12 protein-coding genes are annotated in these 17,472 nt (G+C 70.4%); 8 read left to right on the top strand and 4 right to left on the bottom strand.

Going from position 1 to position 17,472, the window contains the following annotated elements:
• Position 1: 1 nt before the first annotated feature.
• Entirely contained in the window at positions 2 to 184 is a 183-nt protein-coding gene (locus CCZ36_RS26165; protein ID WP_069740126.1) for a hypothetical protein, read from the bottom strand.
• A gap of 582 nt (positions 185 to 766) precedes the next feature.
• On the opposite strand from CCZ36_RS26165, the gene CCZ36_RS26160 reads away from it, so the two are divergent.
• The 8 genes from CCZ36_RS26160 to CCZ36_RS26125 all read left to right on the top strand — a co-directional run bounded on the left by CCZ36_RS26160 (position 767) and on the right by CCZ36_RS26125 (position 11,340).
• On the top strand, positions 767 to 4,513 hold the full coding sequence (locus tag CCZ36_RS26160) for a sensor histidine kinase (protein ID WP_128818688.1): 3,747 nt from the start codon (positions 767 to 769) through the stop codon (positions 4,511 to 4,513).
• Between the two features lie 9 nt (positions 4,514 to 4,522).
• The gene (locus CCZ36_RS26155; protein ID WP_006127850.1) at positions 4,523 to 4,936 is read left to right on the top strand and encodes a roadblock/LC7 domain-containing protein; all 414 of its coding nucleotides are present in this window, start codon (positions 4,523 to 4,525) and stop codon (positions 4,934 to 4,936) included.
• 135 nt (positions 4,937 to 5,071) lie between these two features.
• Positions 5,072 to 5,479 (top strand): DUF742 domain-containing protein, encoded by a 408-nt coding sequence (locus CCZ36_RS26150; protein ID WP_003966010.1) that lies wholly within the window; start codon positions 5,072 to 5,074, stop codon positions 5,477 to 5,479.
• The gene (locus CCZ36_RS26145; protein ID WP_003966011.1) at positions 5,460 to 6,041 is read left to right on the top strand and encodes a GTP-binding protein; all 582 of its coding nucleotides are present in this window, start codon (positions 5,460 to 5,462) and stop codon (positions 6,039 to 6,041) included. Before CCZ36_RS26150 ends, CCZ36_RS26145 begins: the two co-directional genes overlap by 20 nt.
• 362 nt (positions 6,042 to 6,403) lie before the next feature.
• Positions 6,404 to 9,619, top strand: a complete 3,216-nt coding sequence (locus CCZ36_RS26140; RefSeq protein WP_128818687.1) for a nitrate- and nitrite sensing domain-containing protein — start codon at positions 6,404 to 6,406, stop codon at positions 9,617 to 9,619.
• Between the two features lie 10 nt (positions 9,620 to 9,629).
• Positions 9,630 to 10,043: a roadblock/LC7 domain-containing protein gene (locus tag CCZ36_RS26135; RefSeq protein WP_006127847.1), complete on the top strand. Its 414-nt coding sequence runs from the start codon at positions 9,630 to 9,632 to the stop codon at positions 10,041 to 10,043.
• 90 nt (positions 10,044 to 10,133) lie between these two features.
• On the top strand, positions 10,134 to 10,778 hold the full coding sequence (locus tag CCZ36_RS26130) for a DUF742 domain-containing protein (RefSeq protein WP_176734556.1): 645 nt from the start codon (positions 10,134 to 10,136) through the stop codon (positions 10,776 to 10,778).
• A complete protein-coding gene (locus CCZ36_RS26125; RefSeq protein WP_014048542.1) occupies positions 10,759 to 11,340 on the top strand; it encodes a GTP-binding protein in 582 nt (193 codons plus the stop codon). The genes CCZ36_RS26130 and CCZ36_RS26125 overlap by 20 nt, the downstream gene beginning before the upstream one ends.
• 81 nt (positions 11,341 to 11,421) lie before the next feature.
• On the opposite strand, the gene CCZ36_RS26120 is transcribed toward CCZ36_RS26125, so the two are convergent.
• The 3 genes from CCZ36_RS26120 to CCZ36_RS26110 all read right to left on the bottom strand — a co-directional run bounded on the left by CCZ36_RS26120 (position 11,422) and on the right by CCZ36_RS26110 (position 17,411).
• The gene (locus tag CCZ36_RS26120) at positions 11,422 to 11,625 is read right to left on the bottom strand and encodes an acyl-CoA carboxylase subunit epsilon (RefSeq protein ID WP_003966016.1); all 204 of its coding nucleotides are present in this window, start codon (positions 11,623 to 11,625) and stop codon (positions 11,422 to 11,424) included.
• A gap of 67 nt (positions 11,626 to 11,692) precedes the next feature.
• The gene (locus CCZ36_RS26115; protein ID WP_128818686.1) at positions 11,693 to 13,276 is read right to left on the bottom strand and encodes an acyl-CoA carboxylase subunit beta; all 1,584 of its coding nucleotides are present in this window, start codon (positions 13,274 to 13,276) and stop codon (positions 11,693 to 11,695) included.
• A 262-nt stretch (positions 13,277 to 13,538) separates the two neighbouring features.
• A complete protein-coding gene (locus CCZ36_RS26110; RefSeq protein ID WP_128818685.1) occupies positions 13,539 to 17,411 on the bottom strand; it encodes an endo-alpha-N-acetylgalactosaminidase family protein in 3,873 nt (1,290 codons plus the stop codon).
• Positions 17,412 to 17,472 lie beyond the last annotated feature (61 nt).

Genomic DNA, 17,472 nt, shown 5'->3' with positions numbered 1-17,472 from the left:
CCTACTGCGCGACCGCGGCCGGGGCTTCCATGAGGATCGTGCGGCGCGGGTTGGCCGTGACGTTGGGCAGGTCGGCGGCGTGCTCCGGTGCCGGGGGCGTCTGCAGCGCTTCGGCGTCCTTGAGGTGCGCCAGCGTGGTGCGCCGGGGGTTGGCAATGTTGCGGAACATCGTCGTCGTCTTCATCTGCCGTCAGGACCCTGTCGGTGAGGGCGTCGCTCGTCGCGGCGCCGGCTTGTCGGATTCGCCATCCCTGTAAAGCGTCAGGCTAAACATCCGATTCCCCGCCGGAGCCGGGATGAGGCGACGATCATCATGTGAGTTTGCTCACGAACTAATCGACAATTGGCCCATTCCGGGCAGCGGATCATGATCTCAGAAACGGACATTGCATCACTGAATCCACCATTCCGCTCCTGATCATCGCGACTGGGACACCCCCCACCCCTAGGTAACTCCTCCGCAATAGTCCGCTTTACCCACGATCACTCTCCACTGCTTGTTACTCGTTCATCACAACGTGTCACGCAGGTCACAGCCCGGTACATGGGCCTTGTTGGAGATCCTGCACTGTGCTGGAATTCCACGCACCGCCGCGGGTTTCAGGCCGGCGCGCCGGGGCGCAACGCAGCGCCGAGTGGCGGCGGGAGGGGGAAGTACGCCGGTCACTCACACGACCACCATGGGGCGCGTCCAGCGCCCCACGACGCCGACACCGTCCTGTCCGCACACGCGGGCGGGACGCCTGGTCCAGAGGTTGCGACGCTAGTGCAGGGACGTTTCAAGAGGGATGGCAGCGCTCCGGCGGAACAGGAGCCGCGCGGCGGGACCGACCGCGGTTCCTCGCCCCAGCACGCCCAGAACCCCGGGCCGGCCGCTGCCGGCGACAACAGCGACCGTGCGCAGCGCCCGGGCTCCACGACGAGCGGTGCGGAGCCGGACACGGCCGCCCAGTCGCGCGGCCCGGTCGACACGGGTTCGCGAATAGCGCTCCGTAACTGGCGCATCAGTACGCGACTGGTCTCGCTCCTCGCCCTCCCGGTGGTCGCCGCGACCAGCCTCGGCGGTCTGCGGATCCAGGAGTCGATGACCGACATGCAGCAGCTGGAGCACATGCAGCTGCTGACGAAGATGACCAAGCAGGCGACCTCGCTCGCCCAGGCTCTTCAGGTGGAGCGCGACCAGTCGGCCGGTCCGCTGTCGAACAAGTCCAAGCCCACCGACTACAAGGTCACCGGGCCCCGGGACAAGACCGACCGCGCCAAGAACGCCTTCCTCGACGAGACCGACACGATCGGTGACACCCAGGGCAACGAGTCGCTGGAGAGCATCCACGGAAGCGTCAGGGCGATCGCCTCCCAGCTCGGCAACATCCGTTCGATCCGCAAGACGGCGTACGAGGAGGGCGCGCCGAGTCTCAACACGATCGACCAGTACAGCCAGCTGATCACCTCGCTGCTGAGCCTCTCGCAGGACATGGCGCAGGCGACCAGCAACCCGGACATGATCAAGCGGACCCGAGCCCTGGCGGCGTTCTCCTCCGCCAAGGAGTACGCCTCCGTCCAGCGCGCGATCATCGCCGCGGCGCTGCCCGGAGGCTCGGTCAAGGAGCCGCACCTCAACCCGAACGACCGGCAATTCGGTGAGAACGCGCTCCAGAAGGAGTCCCGCGCCCTCCTGTCGTTCAAGCAGATCTACGCGACGACCGGGCAGAGCGCCGAAGAGCTCATGGCGCCTCTGGACAACGGCAACCCGGAGATCAACGCCGGGAACATGTACGCCAAGCGGATCCTGTCCACCACGAACGGGATCGAGGGCAAGCAGGTCCGGTCGTACCTGGACTGGTACGACCAGAGCACCATCAAGATCAAGGCCATGGAGACGATCGAGGCCACCCTCCTCAGCGACATGGAGGCCAAGGCCCGCGAGCTGCGCCAGGCGTCCCAGCGCGACGCGATCGTCAACGGTGCGGTCATCTTCATCGTGCTCGGCGTCTCGCTCGTCGGCGCGTTCGTGGTGGCCCGCTCCATGATCCGGTCGCTGCGCCGCCTCCAGGACACCGCCACCCGCGTCGCCCAGGACCGGCTGCCCGAGCTCGTCAAGCAGCTCTCCGAGACCGACCCGCAGGACGTCGACACCTCCGTCGAGTCGGTCGGCGTGCACTCCCGGGACGAGATCGGCCAGGTGGCCGCGGCCTTCGACGACGTGCACCGCGAGGCCGTCCGCCTCGCCGCCGAGCAGGCCCTCCTCCGGGGCAACGTCAACGCGATGTTCACTAACCTCTCGCGCCGCTCCCAGGGCCTCATCCAGCGCCAGCTCTCGCTCATCTCCGAGCTGGAGTCGCGCGAGGCCGACCCGGACCAGCTGTCCTCGCTCTTCAAGCTCGACCACCTCGCGACCCGTATGCGCCGGAACGGCGAGAACCTCCTCGTCCTCGCGGGCGAGGAGCCGGGCCGCCGGTGGACCCGCCCCGTCCCGCTGGTCGACGTCCTCCGCGCCGCCGCGTCCGAGGTGGAGCAGTACGAGCGCATCGAGCTGTCCGCGGTGCCCGCCACCGAGGTCGCGGGACGCGTCGTCAACGACCTCGTGCACCTGCTCGCCGAGCTGCTGGAGAACGCCACGTCGTTCTCCTCGCCGCAGACGAAGGTCAAGGTCACCGGTCACGCGCTGCCCGACGGCCGCGTCCTGGTCGAGATCCACGACACCGGCATCGGGCTCTCCCCCGAGGACCTCGCGGCGATCAACGAGCGGCTCGCCCAGCCTCCGACGGTGGACGTCTCCGTCTCCCGCCGCATGGGTCTGTTCGTGGTCGGCCGGCTGTCGCTGCGTCACGGCATCCGGATCCAGCTGCGTCCCTCCGACTCCGGCGGTACGACCGCGCTGGTCATGCTGCCCGTCGACGTCGCGCACGGCGGCAAGCAGCCGCCGTCCAAGCAGGGCTCCGGTCAGCAGTCCGGCGCCCCGGGCGGTCTGCTCGCGGGCAACGGCAACGGCAACGGTGCGGGCAACGCCCAGCGCGCCGGTCTCGGCAGCGGTCCGGGCGGTCCGGGCGGTCCGGGCGGCAAGAGCCTCGGCGGCGGTCAGCGCGGCCAGGTCGGCTCCGGCGCGGGCCCCCGGGCGGCGCTGCCGCCCCGGGACGGCTCGGCGGGCCGGCCGCAGGGCCCGCAGGGCGGCGGCCAGCCGAACGACGGCGGCCCCGGCCAGGACTTCCCGGGCCAGGGCCCGGCTCCGCAGCGCCAGGGCGGCGGCCTCTCCGGCGCCTTCGGCAACAGCGCCCGGCTCGGCGCCCGCGGCGCCCAGGGCGGCCCGCAGGGCGATGCGCCCGGCCGCGGTGACGGTGCGCAGCCCAACCTGTTCGGGCACGGCGCTCCGGCTTCCTCCGGTCAGAACGGCCGCCAGGGCCAGTTCGCCCCGCAGAACCAGCAGGCCCCGTCCGGCTGGCAGAACCAGCAGGGCCAGGGCGGCCAGGCGCAGCAGCCCCAGGGCCGCCAGGAGCAGGGCGGTTTCCAGCAGCCCGGCGGCCCCGGCCGTCAGCTGCCGCCGACCGGTGGGCCGCGCGCCGAGCTGCCCGGGGGCAACCCGCAGCCGCAGCGTCCCGGTACCACCAGCTGGGGCGCCGACGCACCGCGCGGTCACGAGGAGCACGACACGACCGGGCAGTTCGCCCGTCCGGCGGGTCCCGGCCAGGACCCGTCGTTCGACGCTCCGGCGAACCAGCGGCCCTCCGACGACCGCCAGGGTCCCGGGGCCACCTCCGAGTTCGCCCGGCCCGACTTCTCGGGTCAGGGGGTTCCGCAGGACCGCTCGTACCCGCAGCAGGCTCCGCCGGGCCAGGACCCGGCGAGCACCGCGCAGTTCGCGCGGCCGGACTTCGGTGTCCCGCACCAGCCCCAGCAGGGCGAGGGTCACCAGCTGCCCGCGTCGCGCGGCAACGACTTCGGCGCGCCGCGTCCGTCCGCCTCCCCGGCGGGCGAGGCGCCGTACCGGCCGGCGCTCCCCCAGCAGCCCCAGCAGCCGGAGGCCCTGCCGCCGGCCGGGCCCGGGGACGGGCGTACGCCGCTGTACGACACGCTGGAGACGAACTGGTTCCACGGTCCGGGCCAGGGCGGTCAGCAGCCGCCCGCCGAACCGCAGGCGCCGGCCGCTCCGGAGCCCACCGGTGTGCCGGCTCCGCCGCTGCCTCAGCGCGGTGCGGACGACGCATCGGTCACCAGCTCGTGGCGGGCCTCGCCCAACGATGAACTCGTACGCCAGGCCGAGCGGGTCAAGAAGCCCGCCGCCGGCGGGGTCACCACTTCCGGGCTGCCTCGCCGTGTTCCCCGCGCCAATTTGGTTCCGGGGACCGCACAGCAGCAGAATCACCAGTCCGGACCTCAGGTTTCGCGCGCGCCCGATGACGTGCGCGGTCGTCTGACCAATCTCCGCCGGGGCATCCAGCAGGGTCGGCAGGCCAACAACAACGGCTCGCAGACCGGCAGTTTCCATCTCGGCCCCACTCACCAGCAGGAGCGTTAGTTGAGCCCCATGAGTCAGGCCGCGCAGAATCTGAACTGGCTGATCACCAACTTCGTGGACAACACCCCAGGGGTGTCCCACACGGTGGTGGTCTCCGCGGATGGCCTGCTGCTGGCGATGTCCGAAGGATTTCCGCGCGACCGCGCCGACCAGCTCGCCGCTGTCGCGTCGGGTCTCACCTCGCTGACCGCGGGTGCGTCCAGGATCTTCGAGGGCGGCGCCGTCAGTCAGACGGTTGTGGAGATGGAGCGGGGATTCCTTTTCCTCATGTCCATCTCCGACGGCTCGTCGCTGGCCGTTCTGGCCCACCCGGACGCCGACATCGGTCTGGTCGGGTACGAAATGGCCCTCCTGGTCGACCGTGCCGGCACCGTCCTCACGCCCGATCTCCGCGCCGAGCTCCAAGGCAGTCTGCTCCACTAGACGGCCATCCAGCGGATTCACGACACGATCCCCCCAGGTAATGCCCACAACCCTCACCCGACAGGCCGCTTTAGTCCCCTCACCGGCCCCTTGCAGACGGCAAGCCGAGAACCTGCTGTCACGCCCGGAGGATTCATGACCCCGCCACCCGCCTCACCCGATCCGTACGGCGCACTGCACCACGCGTCGTACGACGGGGAAGGCGACCAGCCGCTGGTTCGCCCCTACGCCATGACCGGCGGCCGGACCCGGCCGCGCTATCAGCTCGCGATAGAGGCACTGGTCAGCACGACGGCAGACCCCGCGCATCTGGGGACCCTGCTCCCCGAGCACCAGCGGATCTGCCACCTCTGCCGTGAGGTCAAGTCGGTGGCGGAGGTGTCGGCGCTGCTGTCGATGCCGCTCGGCGTCGCCCGGATCCTGGTGGCGGACCTGGCGGAAGCCGGCATGGTGGCCATCCACCAGCCGGGCAACGGAGAGGCCGGCGGCGCGCCGGATGTGACACTGCTCGAAAGGGTGCTCAGTGGACTTCGCAAGCTCTAGCGGCGGTACGGGCCGTGCCACCACCTCGGCGAAGATCGTGGTGGCGGGCGGCTTCGGCGTGGGCAAGACCACGTTCGTCGGGGCCGTGTCGGAGATCAATCCGCTGCGCACCGAAGCCGTCATGACGTCGGCGTCCGCGGGCATCGACGACCTGACCCACACCGGGGACAAGACGACGACCACCGTCGCCATGGACTTCGGCCGCATCACGCTCGACCAGGACCTGATCCTGTACCTGTTCGGGACGCCCGGGCAGGACCGCTTCTGGTTCATGTGGGACGACCTGGTCCGCGGCGCCATCGGCGCCGTCGTCCTCGTCGACACCCGCCGTCTCGCCGACTGCTTCCCGGCCGTCGACTACTTCGAGAACAGCGGCCTCCCCTTCGTCATCGCCCTCAACGGCTTCGACGGACACCAGCCCTACACCCCCGACGAGGTCCGCGAAGCGCTCCAGATCGGGCCCGACGCGCCCATCATCACGACGGACGCCCGCCACCGCGCGGACGCCAAGAGCGGCCTGATCACGCTGGTCGAGCACGCCCTGATGGCACGCCTGAAGTAGTACTCCCACCAGGCACAAGTCGATATCGGTATACGGAAGTTGCAGTAGTCACGCGGGGGCGGCCTGTGTCGTTTGACACGATCCGCCCCCGCGTTCATAACGTTTCGACAGAGAATTGACTCCGCACCGCCACCCGATGCATCCATTCGGTGCCACTGCGCTCACATGAGCCCCGCCTTTTGACGGGGCTCGCTCTTTATGCCCGATTTATCTGAGGCCTGGGCCACTTGGAATCCACGGTTCCGAGTGTTTGGAACGGGACCGGTCCCCGTGCTGCAATGCGACGAACTCCCCAGTAGTACGGCCCTGAACGAAATAATCCGGCACAACGTAGGTGCCGACGCCGAGAGGTTGTTGGTCGAGTGAGGCGAAGCAACGAGGGCTCCGCGGCGCAGCCCGAGCGGGGCAACTTCACCCCGCCGCCGCGCGCTGCGGCGTCCCCTGCGGATGTGTCCGACACGGAGTCCGCGGCTGCGGGCAGCGCCAGTCGACTGTCCCCGCGCAACTGGCGGGTGGCCACCCGGCTGAACGCGATCCTCCTGATCCCGGTGCTGGTCGGCCTGGTCATGGGCGGCTTCCAGGTGAAGGGCTCCATCGACACCTGGGGCGAGGCCCAGGAGGCCGAGAAGATCGCCGTCGTCGTACGCGCCGCGTCCGAGTACGGGCAGGCGCTGCTGAACGAGCGGGACCTCACCGCCCAGCCGCTGCTCTCGGGCGACCGTGACGCCGATGTGGTCGAGCAGACCCGGGCCACCACGGACGAGGCCGCGCGGAAGTTCGACGCCGCGGTGAAGGACATGCCGTCCAAGCCCGGTCTGGAGCGCCGTCTGAAGCTCTTCAGGGGCGAGGAGCCCAAGCTTCCCGAGCTGCGCAAGGCCGCCTATTCGCAGGCCCTGGACCCGGTGAAGACCGAAGAGGGCTACGTACAGGTCCAGCACTCGCTGATGGAGTTCTCCAACGAGCTCGGCCTCGGCACCGGCAACATCACCAGCTACGGCCGCACGGTCTACGCGATCGAGCTGTCCAAGGCTGCAGAATCGCTTCAGCGCTCGATCGGCACGCACCTCCTGGTGCGCCCGAGCAAGAAGCCCGCCACCTACGACGCCCAGGTCAAGGCATTCGGCTCGTACAACTACCTGGAGCAGATCGCGCTCGGCGAGTTCAACTCCGGTGGCACCCAGGCCGACGTCGACCGCCTCAAGCAGGTCATGGCCGGCAAGGCCGCCGAGGGCGCCAAGCAGCTGAAGGCCGCGAAGGAGCAGGCCGAGGCCGCGGGCGAGCCCTTCGTGGAGCCGCCGAGCATCGACGGCTCGGTCTTCGACGGCATGGCCCAGGAGATCGGCAAGGGGCAGGACCCCGCGGAGCTGGCGAAGAAGGGCATCACGCCCGAGACCTGGATGGCCGCGGCGACCGCGAAGTTCGAGGGGTACGCCACCGTCGAGGACGAGCTGGTCACCAAGGCGGTGAACGAGGCGGCGAACATCTCGTCCGACGCCAAGACCGACGCCATCGTCAACGGCCTCATCGTCGTCATCGCGCTGCTGGCCGCGTTCCTCCTGGCCGGGCTCATGGCCCGCCAGATGAGCCGCTCGATGCGCCAGCTGCGCACCGCCGCCTTCGGCATCGCCGAGCAGCGTCTGCCCTCCCTCGTCGACCAGCTCTCGCGTACCGACCCGGGCCGGGTCGACACCCGGGTGCAGCCGATCCCGATCACCACGCAGGACGAGATCGGCGAGGTCGCCCGCGCCTTCGACCAGGTGCACCGCGAGGCCGTCCGGCTCGCCGCCGAGCAGGCCATGCTGCGGGGCAACGTCAACGCGATCTTCACGAACCTCTCGCGCCGCAACCAGTCGCTCATCGAGGGCCAGCTGACCCTCATCACCGACCTGGAGAACAACGAGGCCGACCCGGACCAGCTGGAGAGCCTCTTCAAGCTGGACCACCTGGCGACCCGTATGCGCCGCAACGGCGAGAACCTCCTCGTCCTCGCGGGCGAGGAGCCCGGCCGCCGCTGGGACCAGCCGGTGCCGCTGGTGGACGTCCTGCGGGCCGCCTCCTCCGAGGTGGAGTCCTACGAGCGCATCCAGCTCTCCGGTGTCCCCGAGGCCGAGATCCACGGCCGGGCCGTGACCGACCTCGTGCACCTGCTCGCCGAGCTGCTGGAGAACGCCACCACGTTCTCCTCGCCGCAGACCAAGGTCAAGGTCACCGCGACGCGGCTGCCCGACGGCCGTGTCATGGTCGAGATCCACGACAAGGGAATCGGCCTCACCGCCGAGGACTTCGCCGACATCAACCACAAGCTGGCCAACCCGCCGACCGTGGACGCCGCGGTGTCCCAGCGCATGGGCCTGTTCGTGGTGGGCCGGCTGGCCGACCGGCACGGGATCCGGGTCCAGCTGCGCCCCTCGGGCGAGCAGGCCGGAACCACCTCGCTGATCATGCTGCCGGACGCCATCACCCACGGTGGCGGTGGCGATCCGCACGGCGCCCAGGACGACTTCACCGTCTCCTCGATCATCCCCGAGCAGCAGTCGGCCTTCGATGCGGCTCCGCACCAGGCCCCGATGCGTACGGCGGCGGAGCTCGGCTTCGACGACTCGCGCTACGAGACCCCGGCGGACCCGGGTCAGCTGGACCCGGTCAACCGTTCGCTGATGCGCGAGGAGCGCAGGGCGGCCCTGGAGGCCCAGACGGGCGTCGGCGGCCCCTTCGCGGACAACGCCCAGGAACAGCAGGGCTACGCACCGGAGTCGTACGCGGGCGGCCCGTACGGCGACCAGCAGCAGCCCCAGCAGGGCTACGCCGAAGAGCAGTACGGCCAGGACCAGTACGGGCAGCAGCAGCGGCAGTACCAGGGCTCGTACGAGCAGCAGCAGTACGGCGCCGGGGACGGCTACCCGCAGCAGGGGCAGCAGCAGCCGCAGGACGGCTACGCGGAATCGGCATATGCCGTCCCGGAGGGTCAGCAGGGTCCGTACGCCGATGCGTACCCGGTCTCGGCGGACCCGTCCCACCAGGACGACTGGCCTGTTCAGAACGGTTACGAGCCGATCGCCCGGACCGAACCGGAATCTGTTCCGAGCACGCCCGCGGAGCCTTCGGAGCGCGTAGGCTTCGACCGTCCGGGACCCACCCCGAACGTCGGCCCCGAGCTGACCGAAGCCGGTCTGCCGCGCCGCGGCGGTCAGCAGCACTGGCAGCCCGGTCCCGGCGGCCGCGGCAACGACCAGCCCGCTCCGGCCCAGCGGCCCCGCCCGCAGCAGGAACAGCGGCAGGACCCGCAGACGGACGGGGACGGCCCCGACGACTGGCGCTCGACGAACGACGAGCGCTGGGAGCGGGCCGAGAAGCTCCGTGAGCCGAAGGCGGGCGGAATCACCCCCTCCGGTCTCCCCCGGCGCGTACCCAAGGCCAACCTGGTCGAGGGCACGGCGGAGCAGACCCAGCAGGGCGGCCCACAGGTCTCCCGCGCTCCCGAGGACGTCCGCGGCAGGTTGAGCAACCTGCGGCGGGGGATCCAGCGGGGACGCAGCGCGGGGTCGGACACCAGTACCACCTACAACCAGGAGCGTTAGTGTGAGCCCGATGAGCCAGGCGGCGCAGAATCTCAACTGGTTGATCACCAATTTCGTGGACAACACCCCCGGGGTGTCGCACACGGTGGTGGTCTCCGCCGACGGACTCCTGCTGGCGATGTCCGAAGGTTTCCCGCGCGACCGCGCCGACCAGCTGGCGGCCGTCGCCTCCGGTCTGACGTCGCTGACCGCGGGCGCCTCGCGGATCTTCGAGGGCGGCGCCGTGAATCAGACCGTTGTGGAGATGGAGCGGGGATTCCTCTTCATCATGTCCATCTCCGACGGATCCTCGCTTGCCGTTCTGGCCCACCCGGACGCCGATATCGGTCTGGTTGGGTACGAAATGGCCCTTCTGGTGGACCGCGCGGGCAGTGTCCTGACTCCGGACCTCCGCGCCGAACTTCAGGGAAGTCTTCTTAACTAGTAGACAGACAGTGCGTTTCTCGCCACCGCGCCATAAAGTGCGGTGGCGCGGCCCCACTGGGATCGGCGACCGGCAGTCGGAGGAGGAAACGTGGCAGCACCCACAAGCGGGCACTCATACAACGGTGACCAGAGGGTTCCGGGTGAGCACGGTGACAACCGTTTCGGCTTCCCCGCCGCATCCGGTGGTCAGGGCCCCGGGCAGTATCAGCCATATCAGCAGCAGGAGCACCAGCAGCACGGTGTGCCCGGCGGCCCGGGGTCCGAGTGGCCCCAGCAGCAGCCGGGCCAGGGATGGCCGCAGCAACCGCAGCAGCGGCACGACACGTCCCAGCAGCAGCGCATCCAGCCGGTGCAGCAGCGGCGGGCTCCCGAGCCCGCCAAGCCCGCCGCGCACAACCCGCTGGTCCGTCCGTACGCCATGACCGGCGGCCGGACCCGACCGCGTTACCAGCTCGCCATCGAGGCGCTGGTCAGCACGACGGCCGATCCGGCCCGGCTGCAAGGGCAGTTGCCCGAGCACCAGCGGATCTGCCGGCTCTGCATCGAGATCAAGTCGGTCGCCGAGATCTCGGCCCTTCTCTCGATCCCCCTCGGCGTTGCCCGGATCCTCGTCGCCGACCTGGCCGAGGCCGGACTCGTCGCTATCCATCAGCCCGGCGGCGACGAGGCCGCCGGCGGCCAGCCAGATGTGACACTGCTCGAAAGGGTGCTCAGTGGACTTCGCAAGCTCTAGCGGCGGAGCGGCCCGCTCCACTACCTCGGCGAAGATCGTGGTGGCAGGGGGCTTCGGCGTGGGTAAGACCACGTTTGTCGGTGCCGTCTCGGAGATCAACCCGCTGCGCACCGAAGCCGTGATGACGTCCGCCTCGGCGGGCATCGACGACCTGACCCACACCGGGGACAAGACCACCACGACGGTGGCCATGGACTTCGGACGTATCACCCTGGACCAGGACCTGATCCTGTACCTGTTCGGGACGCCCGGGCAGGACCGCTTCTGGTTCATGTGGGACGACCTGGTCCGCGGCGCCATCGGCGCCGTCGTCCTCGTCGACACCCGCCGTCTCGCCGACTGCTTCCCGGCCGTCGACTACTTCGAGAACAGCGGCCTCCCCTTCGTCATCGCCCTCAACGGCTTCGACGGACACCAGCCCTACACCCCCGACGAGGTCCGCGAAGCGCTCCAGATCGGGCCGGACACCCCGATCCTGACGACGGACGCCCGCCACCGCGCGGACGCCAAGAGCGCGCTCATCACGCTCGTCGAGCACGCCCTGATGGCGCGCCTGCGCTAGACCCTCCGCCGGTCCCGTACGCGAAGGGCCCCGCACTCCTGAGGAGTGCGGGGCCCTTCGCGTGACGTCCGGCCGGGGTGGTCAGCCCTGCCAGCTGTGCGGGGCGCGGAAGCCCGGCGTGCGCTCCAGGCGGCGCCAGCCGGCGGTGTCGCGGCCGCGGTGGGCGGGGGCGGCCGGCTGGGCGGCGGCACGGGCCATCAGGACTGCGGTGATGGCCGCCAGCTCCTCGGGGGCCGCGTGGCCCTTCTCGACGCGCAGGACGGACTCGGCGGGGGTGAGGCTCATGGTGGGTGTCTCCGTCTTCTCGGCAGCTGTCAGGGACCGTGCGGCGGATCGCGCCGCTGCGGGGCGACTACTGCGGGGGGTTGCCGTGCTTGCGGGACGGCAGGTCGGCGTGCTTGTTGCGGAGCATGGCGAGCGAGGCGATGAGCACCTCGCGGGTCTCGGCGGGGTCGATCACGTCGTCGACCAGGCCGCGCTCGGCCGCGTAGTAGGGGTGCATCAGCTCGGCCTTGTACTCCTTGACCATGCGGGCGCGCATGGCCTCGGGGTCCTCGGCGTCCGCGATCTGGCGGCGGAAGATGACGTTGGCCGCACCCTCGGCGCCCATCACCGCGATCTCGTTGGTGGGCCAGGCGTAGGTGAGGTCGGCCCCGATGGACTGGCTGTCCATGACGATGTACGCGCCTCCGTAGGCCTTCCGCAGGATCAGCGAGATCCGCGGCACGGTGGCGTTGCAGTAGGCGTACAGGAGCTTGGCGCCGTGGCGGATGATCCCACCGTGCTCCTGGTCGACGCCCGGCAGGAAGCCGGGAACGTCCAGAAGGGTGATGATCGGGATGTTGAAGGCGTCGCACATCTGGACGAAGCGCGCGGCCTTCTCGGACGCCTCGATGTCCAGGACCCCGGCCAGCGACTGCGGCTGGTTGGCGACGATGCCGACGACCTGGCCGTCCATACGGGCCATGGCGCAGACGATGTTGCGGGCCCAGCGCTCGTGGACCTCCAGGTAGTCGCCGTCGTCGACGAGCTCCTCGATCACCTTGTGCATGTCGTACGGGCGGTTGCCGTCGGCCGGCACCAGGTCGAGCAGCACGTCACCGCGCCGGTCGGCGGGGTCGTCGCTCTCCACGGTCGGCGGGTTCTCGCGGTTGTTGGAGGGGAGCATCCCGATGAGGTAGCGGACCTCGGCGATGCAGGTCTCCTCGTCGTCGTACGCGAAGTGCGCGACGCCGGAGGTCTCCGCGTGCACGTCCGCGCCGCCGAGGCCGTTCTGGGTGATCTCCTCGCCGGTGACCGCCTTCACGACGTCCGGTCCGGTGATGAACATCTGCGAGGTCTCGCGGACCATGAACACGAAGTCGGTCAGCGCCGGGCTGTAGGCCGCGCCGCCCGCGCACGGGCCGAGCATCACGCTGATCTGCGGGATGACACCGGAGGCGCGCGTGTTGCGCTGGAAGATGCCGCCGTAGCCGGCGAGCGCCGAGACGCCCTCCTGGATACGGGCGCCGGCGCCGTCGTTCAGCGACACCAGCGGGGCGCCGGCCGAGATGGCCATGTCCATGATCTTGTGGATCTTCGTGGCGTGGGCCTCGCCCAGCGCGCCGCCGAAGATCCGGAAGTCGTGCGCGTAGACGAAGACCGTGCGGCCCTCGACCGTGCCCCAGCCGGTGATGACACCGTCGGTGTAGGGCTTCTTGGCCTCCAGGCCGAACCCGGTGGCCCGGTGCCGGCGGAGCTGCTCGACCTCCTTGAACGAACCCGGGTCCAGCAGCAGCTCGATCCGCTCCCGGGCGGTCAGCTTGCCCTTGGCGTGCTGTGCCTCGGTCGCCCGCTCGCTCGGTCCGCGCCGCGCCTGCTCGCGCAGGGCCAGCAGTTCGGCCACCCGGCCTCGGGCGTCGGTCGGCTCACCCTGGGTTTCGTCCACAACGGTCATGCATCGACCCTACGAACCCCGACCCAGAATCTCGCCGTCGACTCCGTACAGTCTCCTGCCCGGTTTCGTGGTGGGAGTGAACAGAACCATGCCGCCGGGCAGGCGATCCACCAGCGAAACGCCGACTCCGGTTGTGGAGACTCCACAAGCGAAGGGTGTGCGGTGGACCACATGCCCCTGAGGGGGCCCGAAGGCCCCCTCAGTATGGCGCAGCTGGCTCCCCCGTCGCTCGCCGCGCCCCGGGAATCTGTCCGTCCGGCGGTCAACCCCCGCAGTGGAAGCGGGCGTTGCCCCAGTCGGCGTGGTCGTTCCCGTTGCCGTCGCCGCCGTCCTGGACGACCAGGTCGACGTACGCCGCGCCGGTGACGTCGGCGGTGAGCTTCCAGGCGGGGTCGGTCGCCCCCCGTACGGGCGACGCCACCTTCTCCGTACCGTCGGCGGCGACCGAGAATCGCACACTTCCCCGGGTCGTCTGGACGTCGTCCACCCCCACCTCGGCGGTGAAGGAGGTGCACTTCCCGCCCAGGTAGTAGCGGATCTTCGCCGGGGCGTGCGTGCCCAGGCCCTTCTCGTAGGCGACGCCGCCGATCTTCAGCGGTCCGCCGTCCCCGGCCCCGGCCTCCCCGTTGGACCGGTCGCGCTCGACCGGTCCCCAGCCGTTCTGGGAGGCGGTCCAGTCCAGGTCACTGGCCCAGCTGTCCTTCGTGGGCGGCGGCGGGAGCGTACGGACGGAGGTTTCCGCGCCGAGCGTGCGACCGGCGCCCTCGACGGTGTACGTGGCCTCCGCCTCCAGCGCGTACGTGGCGTAGGGGGCGTCCACCGGCGGGGTGACCCGCCAGCCGGCGGTGACCTTCGCGCCCGGAGCGACCGAGTCGAAGGCGACCGGGCCCGCCGGCTCCGCCTGCCAGCCCTCGGGCACGGTCAGCGCGAGCTTCACGTCGGTGGCGGCGCTCGCCTCGTCGTTGCCGAAGGTCGCCTTGACGGTGTTCGGGGCGCCGGGCTCCAGGGTCTCGGCGTCGGCGGCCACGCCGAGGGTGCCGCAGACGGCCTCCTCGCCCGCCGGGGCCGGTCCGAGGTCGGTGACGGTGAAGCCGTCGAGCACGAAGTCCGCACCCTCGGGCGCCCCGGGGAGCTTGCGCAGCCCGGTCCAGGTGTCACCGCAGCCCGCGGTGAGGGTCCGGTTGAACTGTCCGGTGGTGCGCTGCTGCCCGATCGGGGTGGTCCGGGTCTCGGTCGAGGCGGCCTTGCCGTCGGCGACCCGGTCGTAGCCCTCGACCCAGCTGTAGGCGCCGGCGTGGCTGGACTGGTAGGCGAACTCGACCCGGTACCGGTGGCCGTCCTTCATCGGGACGGTCCAGGGGGCGGTGCGGTAGACCAGCCCGGTGTTCTCCTCGTGGGACTTCAGGGATTCCTTCCCGCCGAGCACGTCATCGATGAGCTTCCCGTTCCAGCCGGACTGGGTGTACGGGGCGTTCAGCTGGGAGATGTGGGTGCGGGGGTCGGTGGAGCCGCCCGCGTCACCCTTGAGGAAGGGGCCCCAGCCCTGGTCGACGGCCTCGAAGTCCTCGTACGCCACGGTGCCGGTGCGGGTGGCCGGGGCGTTCTCGACGATGCGTACGTCATCGGCGCGGACCTTCGCGGCGGAGCCCGCCGCCGCCTCGATGCGCAGGGTGGTACGGCCGTTCGCGGGGGCGGTGAAGGTGACCTTGGCGCGCTGGAAACGGGTGCCGTGCCAGTCGGAGGCGGCGACGTAGTCCTTCGCCGTGGAGCGTTCGACGGCGACCGACTTCCCGCCGGCGCTCACGGTGGTGCGGCGGCTCTTGCCGGGCTCGACCTCGATCAGGGCGGAGGCGGTGTAGCGCTTGCCGGGCTTGAGACGGGTGACGGTCTGGGAGAGCGCGGCCGTGGAGGTCCCGGAGAGTGCGGCGCTGTTGCGGCCCTGGTCGTCGGTGTCACGGACGGCCGTGCCGGTCTTCGCCCAGCCCTTGAGGTCCCGGTCGTTGAAGCCGGGGTCGGTGACCCCGGTCCCCTTGCCCCAGTCCGCCGAGGTCTCCTTCGGCGCCCGGTCGGGGTAGAGGACGTACGCCTGTCCGGCGGTGGCGGTGAGCGTGACCTTCCCGCCGGAGGGGCGGACGGTGGCGACCTTCTCGCGGCCGTTGTCGGTCAGCTCGTAGAGGGTGTACGCACCCCTGCCGGGCACCTCCCAGGTGCTGGTCCCGCCGGTCTCGCTGTAGTGGTAGAGCTTCTTGCCGCCGTCCCACGGGAGCAGGTAGTCGGTGCCGCTGAGCACCTTGCGGCCCTGGTCGTAGAAGGTCCTCCTGCCGTCCTCGACCGTGCCGCGCACCCCGCCGGTGAAGGTGATGTCGTTGCCGTCCCAGCGGGTGATCCTCTGCTGCTGGAGGTACTTGGCGGGGAGGTTCTTCTGCCAGATGTTGTCGGTGAAGGCGTTCCAGTCGGTCTCGCCGGTCCAGCCCTCGAAGTCCTCCAGGGCGCTCTGGCCGAGAACCGGGTGGTTGTTCCAGATGTCCTTCTCGCCGTTGCGGATGAACCGGATGATCTGCGAGTTGAGGCCCTTGTTGGTGGCCCCGCCGTAGTCGAGGTCGTTGGCCCAGTGGGACCAGAGCGAGGCGCGCTCGAACTTGTCGGCCCACTCGGTGCCGACGGTCCAGCCCTGCTTCTGGACGGTCTGGATCGTCTTGTCGGCGATCCAGCCGTGGCTGTAGTAGACGTCGATGTAGAGGAAGTCGAGGTTCTTGTCGGTCTCGTCGCGCAGTTGCCGGAAGCGCTCGGCCAGGTCGCCGCTGTTGATGTCGCGGCGCTGGTCGATGTAGTAGCTCTGGTTGAGCCAGTTCCAGCCGGGCTTGGTCTTGTCGACGAGCTGCTCGGAGAAGGCCTTGGCCTCCGGGTAGGACTCGGTGGCGTTGACGTGGACGCCGAAGTCCGCGCCCCACTTCCCGCCCTCCTTCAGCAGCGTGTTGAGGTCCTTCAGCCCGCCGGCCCGCTTGTTGTAGTTGCCGCCGTAGTCCGGGTGGGCGGAGTCATGGCCCTCGGAGCCATACCCCTTGAGGACGGCGAGCTGACCGAGGCCGTCGGTGGCCTTCGAGATCCGCTTGACGTCGTCCAGGGTGCGCAGGAAGGGGTGGGTGGCCTGGCTGGCGAAGTTGAACGGGATATGGGTGACGACCCGCTTGGGGGTGTCCTCGCTGCCGGGCGCGACGACGCCGATGGAGCGGAAGGCGATCGCCCCGTCCTGCCAGTCGACGGCCTTGTCCCCGTTGGCGTCCGGGGTGACGACGACCTTGGCCCAGGGCAGGTTCTCGCCGCTCTCCGGCTCGGGTGCGCCCTCGCCCCGGTAGGTCCACTGGCCGGACCAGACGCCGACCCGGACGCCGCCGGCCTCCTCGGTGCGCGCCTGGTGCCAGAAGCGGGCGTCGTCGCCGCCGGTGGCCCCGGAGGGCTTGTCGTACGAGGAGTTGGACTCGATGGCCGCGGCGAGGGAGCCGGTGTTGAGGATCGCGTAACTGGCTCCGACGGGCGCGGAGTCGGGCTTGGTCTCCCCGGTGACCTTCGCGAAGACGTCGGCGGTGCGGGTGGAGTCCGGGTCGAGCTTCGTGAAGGCGGTGGCGGCACCGGACTCGGCGGATCCGACGGAGATCAGGTCGTGCCCGGGGATGTCGATGGTCCCGACCCGGAAGGCGGGCGTGTCGCGGACGGCGGTCACCTGGAACGTGGTGGCCCGTCCGGAGACGGAGAGCGAGGCGTCGATCTCCACACCCGGCAGGGAGTCGAAGGCGAGGGTGTAGCGGGCGGCGGCACCGGTGACCTCCGGCGCCCCCTTGAGCTGCACCGGACGGGCGGTCCCGTTGAGGGTGACGGCGGTGACCGGCCGGGTGGAGCCGAGCAGTCGCCCGCCGCTCGCCAGGTCGGTGTACGACAGGACGCGCGGGAAGTCGTCGGCGACGGCTACGGCGAGCCGGTCGGACCGGATCACGGCGGACCCGTCGGCCTTGGCCTCTCCGGCCGGGGCGGGGGGCGAGGGGGCGGCGGCCGCGGCGGGGAGGGCGGCCCCCACGAGCGCCAGGACGGCTGCGGAGGCCGCGGCGACCAGGCCGGGGCGAGGGAATCTTGGCGACATGGCCCCTGAGTAGTCGTCGTGTCCGGACACCGTCAACGAACTTCCGCCCAGGGGGCCGACT

Origin of the sequence: Streptomyces sp. S063, from assembly GCF_002832675.1 — a bacterium.
In the GTDB taxonomy this organism is placed as follows: domain Bacteria; phylum Actinomycetota; class Actinomycetes; order Streptomycetales; family Streptomycetaceae; genus Streptomyces; species Streptomyces sindenensis.
Note: the sequence above shows the minus strand (reverse complement) of the source record. Positions and strands in the feature narration are given on the sequence as shown.

Bases quoted from the DNA above. Each gene is read 5' to 3' on its own strand.
- CCZ36_RS26120 (WP_003966016.1), bottom strand. From the start codon at position 11,625: ATGAGCCTCACCCCCGCCGAGTCCGTCCTGCGCGTCGAGAAGGGCCAC.
- CCZ36_RS26135 (WP_006127847.1), top strand. From the start codon at position 9,630: ATGAGCCAGGCGGCGCAGAATCTCAACTGGTTGATCACCAATTTCGTG.
- CCZ36_RS26165 (WP_069740126.1), bottom strand. From the start codon at position 184: ATGAAGACGACGACGATGTTCCGCAACATTGCCAACCCCCGGCGCACC.
- CCZ36_RS26110 (WP_128818685.1), bottom strand. From the start codon at position 17,411: ATGTCGCCAAGATTCCCTCGCCCCGGCCTGGTCGCCGCGGCCTCCGCA.
- CCZ36_RS26155 (WP_006127850.1), top strand. From the start codon at position 4,523: ATGAGTCAGGCCGCGCAGAATCTGAACTGGCTGATCACCAACTTCGTG.
- CCZ36_RS26150 (WP_003966010.1), top strand. From the start codon at position 5,072: ATGACCCCGCCACCCGCCTCACCCGATCCGTACGGCGCACTGCACCAC.
- CCZ36_RS26115 (WP_128818686.1), bottom strand. From the start codon at position 13,276: ATGACCGTTGTGGACGAAACCCAGGGTGAGCCGACCGACGCCCGAGGC.